This window comes from Dolichospermum circinale AWQC131C (assembly GCF_000426905.1).
In the GTDB taxonomy this organism is placed as follows: Bacteria; Cyanobacteriota; Cyanobacteriia; order Cyanobacteriales; family Nostocaceae; genus Dolichospermum; species Dolichospermum circinale.
This window is the reverse complement of the sequence record NZ_KE384588.1, coordinates 1-303: the sequence shown is the minus strand read 5'-3', so window position 1 is coordinate 303 and position 303 is coordinate 1. Positions and strand designations below refer to the sequence as shown.

Sequence of the window (303 nt, the reverse complement as noted above, 5' to 3'; positions counted from 1 at the left end):
CCACCAAAACTGTACTCAGTTTGGTGATGGGAGGAATGGAGGGTTAATTGTGAAACGTCCCTTGAGTAATTTTGTGCGTTAGCACAAATAGCGAGAAGGACAGTTGAGTAATTAACAAATCTTTTATACTGCATACGAATAACCATCCTTTGCGTGAATGCGTTTACAAAACTTATGTGATATTCCTTGAATCAATCCATTTTTAGTAGAAATATTGAAACTACCAGTTGAACGAATAGCAACTTTTCCTACATAAGTACCAATCTTTTTACCAGTGGTGACAACCGCTTTAGCAATATCGCC

General features: G+C 37.3%; 1 pseudogene. It reads right to left on the bottom strand.

The window, feature by feature from the left end:
- Positions 1–123: 123 nt before the first annotated feature.
- Positions 124–303 (bottom strand): annotated as a pseudogene (locus ACIR131C_RS21565) (RNA-guided endonuclease IscB); the annotation flags it as partial.